This is a genomic window from Pseudomonas sp. KCJK9111, from assembly GCF_046231935.1.
Taxonomy (GTDB): Bacteria; Pseudomonadota; Gammaproteobacteria; order Pseudomonadales; family Pseudomonadaceae; genus Aquipseudomonas; species Aquipseudomonas parafulva_B.
The window spans coordinates 1-9321 of the sequence record NZ_JBJJMO010000105.1 but is presented as its reverse complement, the minus strand read 5'-3'; the positions used below and the strand labels follow the sequence as shown (position 1 = coordinate 9321).

9 protein-coding genes are annotated in these 9321 nt (G+C 62.8%); 2 read left to right on the top strand and 7 right to left on the bottom strand.

From position 1 onward, the window contains the following. Positions 1–76 precede the first annotated feature (76 nt). The 3 genes from tcyN to tcyJ are packed head-to-tail and all read right to left on the bottom strand — an operon-like array spanning position 77 to position 2297. A complete protein-coding gene (gene tcyN, locus ACK59L_RS21075) occupies positions 77–835 on the bottom strand; it encodes an L-cystine ABC transporter ATP-binding protein TcyN (RefSeq protein ID WP_409275835.1) in 759 nt (252 codons plus the stop codon). 2 nt (positions 836–837) lie between these two features. Beyond that, the gene (gene tcyL, locus ACK59L_RS21070) at positions 838–1506 is read right to left on the bottom strand and encodes a cystine ABC transporter permease (protein ID WP_023535780.1); all 669 of its coding nucleotides are present in this window, start codon (positions 1504–1506) and stop codon (positions 838–840) included. After that, complete coding sequence (gene tcyJ, locus ACK59L_RS21065; protein WP_058604706.1) at positions 1503–2297, bottom strand: cystine ABC transporter substrate-binding protein; 795 nt, start codon at positions 2295–2297, stop codon at positions 1503–1505. Before tcyJ ends, tcyL begins: the two co-directional genes overlap by 4 nt. 275 nt (positions 2298–2572) lie before the next feature. Between tcyJ and epsC the strand changes: the two genes are divergently transcribed. Next, positions 2573–3505, top strand: coding sequence for a serine O-acetyltransferase EpsC (epsC, locus tag ACK59L_RS21060; RefSeq protein WP_027914137.1), 933 nt, complete (start codon positions 2573–2575; stop codon positions 3503–3505). Between the two features lie 305 nt (positions 3506–3810). Further along, complete coding sequence (gene betT, locus ACK59L_RS21055) at positions 3811–5772, top strand: choline transporter BetT (RefSeq protein WP_167339081.1); 1962 nt, start codon at positions 3811–3813, stop codon at positions 5770–5772. 80 nt (positions 5773–5852) lie between these two features. Here the strand turns inward: betT and tauD are convergent, their stop codons facing one another. The 4 genes from tauD to tauA are packed head-to-tail and all read right to left on the bottom strand — an operon-like array spanning position 5853 to position 9319. Then, positions 5853–6686 carry a taurine dioxygenase gene (tauD, locus tag ACK59L_RS21050; RefSeq protein ID WP_409275832.1) on the bottom strand — a complete coding sequence of 278 codons (834 nt, stop codon included), beginning with the start codon at positions 6684–6686 and terminating at the stop codon, positions 5853–5855. Positions 6687–6734: 48 nt separating this feature from the next. Beyond that, entirely contained in the window at positions 6735–7574 is an 840-nt protein-coding gene (gene tauC / locus ACK59L_RS21045; RefSeq protein WP_167339047.1) for a taurine ABC transporter permease TauC, read from the bottom strand. After that, positions 7571–8356: a taurine ABC transporter ATP-binding subunit gene (tauB, locus tag ACK59L_RS21040; RefSeq protein ID WP_326383685.1), complete on the bottom strand. Its 786-nt coding sequence runs from the start codon at positions 8354–8356 to the stop codon at positions 7571–7573. Before tauB ends, tauC begins: the two co-directional genes overlap by 4 nt. Positions 8357–8383: 27 nt before the next feature. Further along, entirely contained in the window at positions 8384–9319 is a 936-nt protein-coding gene (gene tauA / locus ACK59L_RS21035; RefSeq protein ID WP_409275829.1) for a taurine ABC transporter substrate-binding protein, read from the bottom strand. Between the last annotated feature and the right edge of the window lie 2 nt (positions 9320–9321).

Sequence of the window (9321 nt, the reverse complement as noted above, 5' to 3'; positions counted from 1 at the left end):
TCGTCGGCAGCGTCGGATGTGTATAAGAGAAAGGCATGACATTCGGGCTATTACGGGACGGGCTGCCTTTGCAGGCTTACTCAGAAGCAGCCGTGCCCAGAAACTTGCGCAGAAACTGCCGCGTGCGCTCCTGTTGCGGGGCCGCAAACAACGCCTTGGCCTCACCTTGCTCCACAATCACACCCTTGTCGAAGAAGATGACCCGGTTGGCCACGTCGCGAGCGAAGCTCATTTCATGAGTGACGATGATCATGGTGCGTTTTTCTTCCGCCAGACTGCGAATGGTCGCCAGCACCTCGCCTACCAGTTCCGGGTCCAGGGCCGAGGTGGGCTCATCGAACAGAATCACCTCCGGTTCCATGGCCAGGGCACGGGCAATGGCCACCCGTTGCTGCTGGCCCCCGGACAGGCGACGCGGGTAGGCGTCTTCCTTGCCTGCCAGGCCCACCTTGGCCAATAGGCGCCGGCCAAGGTCCACCGCTTGGTCGTGCGGTGTTTTCTTGACGATCACCGGCCCTTCGATGACGTTCTCCAAGGCCGTGCGGTGGGGGAACAGGTTGAAGTTCTGGAACACGAAGCCTGCCTGTTGGCGCAGGCGACGTATGGCGCTGTGTTGCGGGCCGAGGGGGCGGTTGGCGTCGATGCTGATGGCGCCGATCTTGATTTGCCCGGCATCGGGCGTTTCCAGCAGGTTCAAGCACCGCAGGAAGGTGGTCTTGCCCGACCCGCTGGGGCCGATTATCGCTACCACTTCACCCGGCTGCACCGTCACATCAATGCCATCGAGCACGGTCTGGCCCTTGAAGCGTTTGGTCAGGCCTTTGACTACGATCATGCTCAGTGCTCCTGGTCATGTTGGTTGACCCGCGCTTCCATGCGGTTCTGGAAGTAGGCCAGTATGCTGCACAGCACCCAGTAGACCACGGCCACTGCCACGTACATGGTGAACACCTCGAACGTACGTGCTGTGATCAGCTGGGCCTGACGGAACAGCTCCGGCACCTGAATGGTGGCGGCCAGTGCGGTGTCCTTGACCAGCGAGATGAAGCTGTTGCCCAACGGCGGCAACGCGGTGCGCAGCGCCTGGGGCAGTATCGCCCGGCGCATGGCTTGTACGCGGGTCATGCCGATGCTGGCCGCTGCTTCCCACTGCCCACGGTCGATCGAAGAGATCGCGGCGCGCAGGATCTCGCAGATGTAGGCGGCCATGTTCAATGACAGCCCGATCAGCGAGGCGGGGATCGGGTCGAGCTCGATGCCGATCTGGGGCATGCCGAAGTAGATGACGAACAGCTGCACCAGCAGGGGCGTGCCTCGGAAGAACGATACGTATATCCGTGCCAGCCAGTTGAGCGGCAGCACTTTGGACAAACGCATCAACGCCAGGGCAAAGCCCAGTACCAATCCGAAAAACATGCCCCCTACGCTGAGCAGCACGGTGTAACCCGCACCCTTGAGCAGGAAGGGTGCGGAGTCGGCGACCAGTTGCAGGCTTTCAGCGATCATCGGGTGACGTCAGCACCGAAGTACTTTTCGGACAGCTTGGCCAGCGTCCCGTCCGCCTTGAGCTTGTCGATGGCCGTGTTGATGGCGGCCAGCAGTTCAGGTTCGCCCTTGCGCATGGCAACCCCGCTCTCCAGTCGCGAGAAGGCATCGCCCGCCAATTGTGTGTCCTTGGCTTTCTGCGCATATTCAAGCGCAGCCAGGCGGTCGATCAGGATGGCATCGATGCGGCCGTTGCGCAGGTCTGCGAACTTGCTGGGATCGTCCTCATAGGTCCGCACTTCGGCCTTGGGCACATCCTGCTTGACCCATTGCTCGTAGTTGGTACCCAGGCCTACACCGACTTTCTTGCCTGCCAGGTCCTGAGCGCCCTTGATGCCGAGCTGGTCAGCCTTCTTCTTCAGCACCAGCGCCTGGATACCCGAGACGGTGTAGGGTTCGGAGAAATCGTATTTCTTCTTGCGCTCTTCGGAGATGGTGACCTGGTTGACGACGATGTCCAGCCGCTTGGATTCCAGCGCAGCCAGGATGCCGTCCCATTTGGTCGGCTGGATCTTGGCCTTCACGCCCAGTTCCTTGGCCAGCAATTCGGACAGCTCGACTTCGAAACCGGTCAGCTTGCCGTTTTCATCCTGGAAGCTGAACGGCGGGTAGGTGCCTTCTAGGCCGACGCTGATCACGCCTTTTTCCTGGATGGTCTTTAACTCTTCCCCGGCAAAGGCCTGGCCAAGCAGGCCCGTGCCCAGCAACAGGGCCAGGCTGGCATTGAGTAGCGGTTTGGCGAACTTCGACATGTCTGAGCCCCGAGCGTGTTGTGAATGAAATGATGGCGACTATAGGGTTGGATGCGCAACGCAGGAAATAGTCAAAAATTATCGCACCTTGCCTATTTATGCGTTTGGAAATTGTCCATTGATCTTGAGGGTAGGCGAGGCCGGCATGGCTGTCATCGCCCTTGCCTTGCGATGCAGTGTAAAGAGGTAGAGATGAGGGCCTGGTCCACGGGCTTGCCCGTAGAATGACGGCATCGACAATAGAACAGATAGCCTAAAAGGCAGGAGAACACACCGTGAGCGAACAACCCGCCTCCGGGCACTGGCAACTGCAGGGGATCGTGGCCGGCTTGCGCGGTGCCCGTGAGCAATGGCGCACCCGCAATGGCCGCAGCAGCGGCGAGCAAGGTGGCCGGGAACTGCCCTCGCGCGAAGCGGTACGACAGATCCTCGAACAGCTCTGCGGCGCGTTGTTCCCCATGCGTCTCGGCCCGGTGGACCTGCGCGAAGAGAGCGAGGATTTTTATGTCGGCCATACCCTGGACGCCGCGCTCAATGCGTTGTTGGTGCAGGCACGCCTGGAACTGCGCTACGCCGCCCGGCAAGGCAAGGAGGACCTGGCGGGTGTCGATGCCCATGCCCTGAAGCTGATCCAGGGCTTTGCCGCGGCGCTGCCAGGCATGCGTGTGCTGCTCGATACCGACGTGCTGGCGGCCTATCACGGCGATCCGGCGGCACGCAGTGTCGATGAGGTGTTGCTGTGCTATCCCGGCATCCTGGCGATCATCCACCACCGTCTGGCCCATCACCTGTATACGGCCGGGCTGCCACTGCTCGCACGGATCAGCTCGGAGCTGGCGCATTCGGCGACGGGTATCGATATTCATCCCGGGGCTCAGATCGGCCCAAGCTTCTTCATCGACCACGGTACCGGCGTGGTCATCGGCGAAACTGCGATCATCGGCGAGCGCGTGCGGATTTATCAGGCGGTGACCCTTGGCGCCAAGCGCTTCCCGAGCGATGAGTCCGGCACGTTGCACAAGGGCCTGGCCCGTCACCCGATCGTCGAGGACGACGTGGTGATCTATGCCGGCGCCACCGTGTTGGGGCGTATCACCATCGGGCAGGGTTCCACCATCGGTGGCAACGTGTGGTTGACGCGTAGCGTACCGCCGCACAGCAACATCACCCAGGCCAACCTGCAGCTCGATTGCCAGGACAAACAGTGATCCTAGGCGGTGCCTTGGGCAGGCACCAGACCGTTACATGCACCTTCAGCCGGGGGAGCGCCAGGGCAAGTCAGGCTGGCCAAAGGGTGCTTCCAGGGCATTACCAATCGGCGCTTCAATTCGCAATGAGGCTCAAACCATGTTTAACTTGAACGCTTGTTCAATTAAAAAAACGCTGGTCCGCTGCCGGTGTTCATCAGGAGGATTCCTTTGCTGAACCCGTTAATTATGCGTCTTACGTCCTTTGACGAGGTGCACACGCGATGAGTGCACCGACCCCTTCGCTTGCCCCTGGCAAGATCCGCATGAACCCCCCGGTGTTCTATTTCGCGGCAAGTTTCATCCTTATCTTCGGCCTTGTGGTCATTACCAATCCGCAAAGTGCGGGCCAGTGGTTGCTGGCGGCGCAGAACTGGGCTGCCAACACGGTAGGCTGGTACTACATGCTGGCAATGACGCTGTACCTGGTCTTCGTGGTGGTCACCGCCGTATCGGGCTACGGCAAGATCAAGCTCGGTGCCGACCACGACGAACCCGAATTCAGCTACCTGTCGTGGGCGGGCATGCTGTTCGCTGCGGGGATCAGCATCACGCTGTTCTTCTTCTGCGTATCCGAACCGCTTACCCACATGTTGCAACCACCCCAGGGTGAAGGGGGCACGGCTGAGGCGGGCCGGCAGGCAATGCAGATCCTGTTCCTGCATTGGGGCCTGCATGGTTGGGGCGTCTTTGCCTTCGTCGGCATGGCGCTGGCCTATTTCGCCTACCGGCACAATCTGCCCCTGGCCTTGCGCTCTGCGCTCTATCCGCTAATCGGCAAGCGCATCAACGGGCCTATCGGCTATGCGGTCGACGGCTTCGGCATCATCGCCACGGTGTTCGGCCTGGGGGCCGACATGGGCTTTGGTGTGCTGCACCTCAATGCCGGCCTGGATTACCTGTTCGGCATCAGCCACAGCCAGTGGGTGCAGGTGGTGCTGATCACGCTGATGATGGGCGCGGCGGTGGCCGTGGCAGTAGCCGGTGTGGAAAAAGGCGTACGGGTGATGAGCGACATCAACCTGTTTCTGGCCTGTGCGCTTTTGCTCTTCGTGCTGTTCGCAGGCCCCACCCAGCACCTGTTCAACACCCTTATCCAGAACCTGGGCGACTATTTGGGCGCCTTGCCGCGCAAGAGCTTCGATGTCTATGCCTATGGCGATAACCGTGAGTGGCTGGGCGGCTGGACGGTGTTCTACTGGGCCTGGTGGATCGCGTGGGCGCCATTCGTGGGCTTGTTCATCGCGCGCATCTCCCGTGGGCGGACCATTCGCGAGTTCGTCTTCGGTGTGCTGCTGATTCCGCTTGGCTTCACCCTGGCGTGGATGTCGATCTTCGGCAACAGCGCACTGGACCAGGTCATCAATCACGGCATGACCGCGTTGGGCCAGGCCGCGTTGGACAACCCGTCGATGAGCCTGTACCTGCTGCTGGAGACCTACCCGTGGAGCAAGGCGGTGATCGCCATGACGGTGTTCGTCAGCTTCGTGTTCTTCGTGACGTCGGCAGACTCCGGTACCGTGGTGCTGTCCACGCTGTCGGCCACCGGCGGCGATGCCGACGAGGACGGCCCGAACTGGCTGCGCATCTTCTGGGGTGCCATGACGGCGCTGGTGACCAGTGCCTTGCTGTTCGCCGGCAGCATCGATTCGCTGAAGTCGGCGGTGGTGCTCACCTCGTTGCCCTTCTCGCTGATCCTGTTGTGCATGATGTGGGGGCTGCACAAGGCCTTCTACCTGGAGTCGCAGCGCCAGATCGCGCAGATGCACTCGCTGGCTCCCTTCGCCCAGTCGCGCCGAGGCCGTGGGGGGTGGCGCCAGCGCCTGAGCCAGGCCGTGCATTTCCCTTCGCGGGACGAGGTGTACCGGTTCATGGACGATGTGGTGCGCCCGGCCATCGCCGATGTGCGTGAGGTGTTCGAGCAGAAAGGGCTGGTGCTGATCACCCAGGACGACCCGAGCCATGACAACGTCAGCTTGAAAGTCGGCCATGGCGATGAGCAGCCGTTCATCTACCAGGTGCAGATGCGCGGTTACTTCACGCCCTCGTTCGCCCGTGGTGGCCTGGGTGCCCATGAGTTGAAGAACCGCCGCTATTACCGGGCGGAGGTCTACCTCAGCGAAGGCAGCCAGAATTACGACCTGGTGGGCTACAGCAAGGAGCAGATCATCAACGACATCCTCGACCAGTACGAACGGCACATGCAGTTCCTGCACCTGGTGCGCTGACCCTCCGCGCCAGACCAGCCCTGAAAAGGCGAACCGCCAGGTTCGACCTTTCAGGGCTGGGGCATCGGCCATCCCTCTCGTTAATAGGGCGCATCGCCCAGGATCGTTGCCCTGTGCATCACCCGCCGGCTTGGCCGGTAGTCATCCACCGCGTAGTGCTGGGTGACGCGGTTGTCCCAGAACGCCACGTCGTTTTCCTGCCAGCGCCAGCGGATCGTGAACTCCGGCCGGGTGGCATGGGCGAAGAGCAGCTTGAGCAGCGCTTCGCTTTCCAGCTCGCTCAGCTCATTGATGCGTGTGGTGAACCCCTCGTTGACGAACAGTGCCTTGCGCCCACTCACCGGGTGCGTGCGCACCACCGGATGCGACAGCGGCGGGTTCTCGCGCCGGGTCTGCTCCCAGCGCGTCAGCTCCTGTGGCGTGGTGCCAAAGCGCTCCAGCGGGAATGACTTGGTGAAGTCGTGGGTCGCCGTCAGCCCGACCAGCATCGCCTGCAGTGGCGCTGACAATCCCTCGAAGGCTGCAATGCCACTGGCCCACAGGGTATCGCCGCCATAGGCCGGCAACTGCTTGGCACTGAGCACTGCGCCCAGGGCCGGTGTCGGTAGGAAGGTCACGTCGGTGTGCCAGACGGCGTTGTCACGGACGTCGGTGACCGCAGTATCGAGCACCAGCACCTGGGGCGTGCCGGGTACGTTGGGGTAGATGGGGTGGATATGCAGGTCGCCAAAGCGGGCGGCAAAACGCGCCTGCTGGACGGGGGCGATGGGCTGGTCGCGGAAGAACAGCACCTGGTGGCGAAGCAACGCGTGCTCGATGGCATCGCGCACCTCGTCGCTGATGTCGCGGGCAAGGTCCACGCCGCTGATCTGTGCGCCCAGCGCCGGGCTGAGTGGGGTGATGGTCAGGCTCATGTCGGTCTCTTCAGGCAGGCGCCCTGGCGGGCGCACGAGCGGTAGGGGTCAGTGGCTTTGCCCGTGCCAGGGCACCAGGCGGCGTTGCAGCGCGCGCAGGCTCATCTCCAGCGCGAAAGCGATCAGCGCGATCAGCAGGATGCCCAGCACCACCACATCGGTGACCAGAAACTGCGCGGCCGACTGCACCATGAAGCCAAGGCCGCTGGTGGCGGCGATCAGTTCGGCCGCCACCAGCGTCGACCAACCGACGCCCAGGCCAATCCGAATGCCCGTCAGAATGTCGGGCAGCGCGCTGGGCAAAATCACGTGGCGAATCAGCTGGGCCCTGGTCGCGCCCAGCGATTGCGCGGCGCGCAGCTTGGCAGGGTCGGTGGTGCGCACACCCGTGGCAGTGGCGATGGCGATGGGCGCGAAGATCGCCAGGTAGATCAGCAGCACCTTCGACAACTCGCCGATCCCGCACCAGATGACGATCAGCGGCAAGTAGGCGAGCGGGGGGATGGGCCGGTAGAACTCGATCAACGGGTCGAAAATGCCCCGTGCCACCCGGCTATACCCAATCGCGATCCCCACCGGAATGGCCGTGAACACCGCAGCCAGCAATGCCGTGCCGATACGCCCGAGGCTGGCGCCAAGGTGCTGCCACAGGCTGGCGTCCATGTAGCCCTGGGTAAGCAAGACCCAGGCTTTGGCCATGATGTCAGCAGGTGAGGGCAGAAACAGGGGCTCGACCCACCCGGCGGCCGTGACCAGCCACCAGGTCAACACCAGGCTGGCCAGGGTCAATGCGCTGATCCAGCGGGTGGGCAGCAGACGAGCCCCGCGGGCGGCAGGTGCTGATTGAACAGTGGGCTCACTGGCCGCTGGCATATCAAGGCTGCTCATGCGCGCTCCTGGGATTGACGGTGGGAAAAGACCCGGGCCAGCACATGCTCGCGAGCCTCGATGAAGCGCGGGTCGGACTTGATCGCCCGCGCCGACTCGCCGTTGGCGTAACGCTGGCCGAAGTCCAACTCAAGCCGCTCGACGATGCGCCCTGGGTTGGGTGCGAGCAACACCAGTTCAGTGGCGAGAAACACGGCCTCCTCAATGTCATGAGTGATCAGCAATACGGGTTTGTCAGTGCGCTGCCAGATATCCAGCAGCAGCGTCTGCATGTGCTCGCGGGTGAACGCATCCAGGGCACCGAACGGTTCGTCCATCAGCAGTACGCCAGGGTCGGCTGCCAATGCACGGGCCAGGCCCACGCGCTGCTTCTGGCCGCCTGAAAGCTGCCATATGCGCCGCTCGGCGAAATCCGCAAGGTCGACCAGGGCAAGCATCTCGCGTGCCTTGGCTTCACGTGCCGCGCGTGGCACACCGGCTAGTTCCAGGCCGAAGGCGACATTGCCCAGCACGTTCTGCCAGGGCAGCAGGGCATCGTCCTGAAAAACCACGCCACGCTCGGCACCTGGCCCCTGCACAGGAACGCCGTCGAGCGTGATGCGTCCCGCGCTGGGGCTGACGAATCCTGCGACCAGGTTCAGCAGCGAGGTCTTGCCACTGCCTGAGGGCCCGAGCGCCACCAGCAATTGCCGCGGCCCTAGGCTCAGGGTGATGTTGGCCAGCACCGGGCTCGCGGCACCCGGGTACTGTGCGCTGATGCGCTCCAGTTCGAGCAAGGCCATGTCAGGCTCCTGTGGTTGTCTGCAAATTCAGTGGGGGAGGTACTGGGCACTGACGTAAGGGCTGTAGTCCGGCAGTACGGCCTCGACCTTGCCTTGTTGCTTGAGGAACGTGGCCGTGTCGGTCAGGGCCTGGGTAGTAGGCGTGCCCAGGGCGCTGGCCTGGTCTGCGGCCAGCGGGTAGACGTTGCCTTGCAGCAACACCGGGATGTCCGAAGGCTTGGCGCCGGACAGCTTGGCCAACTTGGCGACGTTGTCCTGGTTCGCCAGCCAGGCTTGCGGATCCTTTCGGTAGTCTGCATACGCCTCTAGGGTGACCTGCGCGAATGCCCTGACCACGTTGGGGTGCTTGGAGGCGAAGTCTTTGCGCACGATCCAGGCGTCGAAGGTGGGGGCCCCTACCTTGGCCAACTCGCCCGAGGTGATCAGCACCTTGCCACTTTCCTTCGCCACGCCCAGCGCAGGGTCCCACACGTAGGTCGCGTCGATGTCGCCACGTTTCCATGCCGCAATGATCGCTGGCGGTGCCAGGTTCAGGATCTGCACCTTGGCAGGATCGATGTTCCAGTGCTTGAGCGCTGCCAGCAGGCTGTAGTGCCCGGTCGACACGAAGGGTACGGCGACTTTCTTGCCCACCAGATCCTGAGGGGTCTTGATCGCGTCGCGCACCACCAGGGCTTCGCCAGCCCCGATCTGCGTGGCGATCAGAAACGTCTCGATCGGCAGCTTGCGGGTTGCGGCGGCTGCCAATGGGCTGGAGCCCAGGTAGCCGATCTGCACATCCCCACTGGCAACGGCGGTGATTACATCGGCACCGTTGTCGAACTTGCGCCAGTCGATGCTGGCTTTGGTCGCCGTCTCATAGTCGCCATCGACTTGCGCCACCTTGGCAGGGTCGACCGTTGTTTGATAGGCCACCGTCAAGTCTGACGCCTGGGCTATCCAGCTGGCGCCAGCAAACGCCAGGG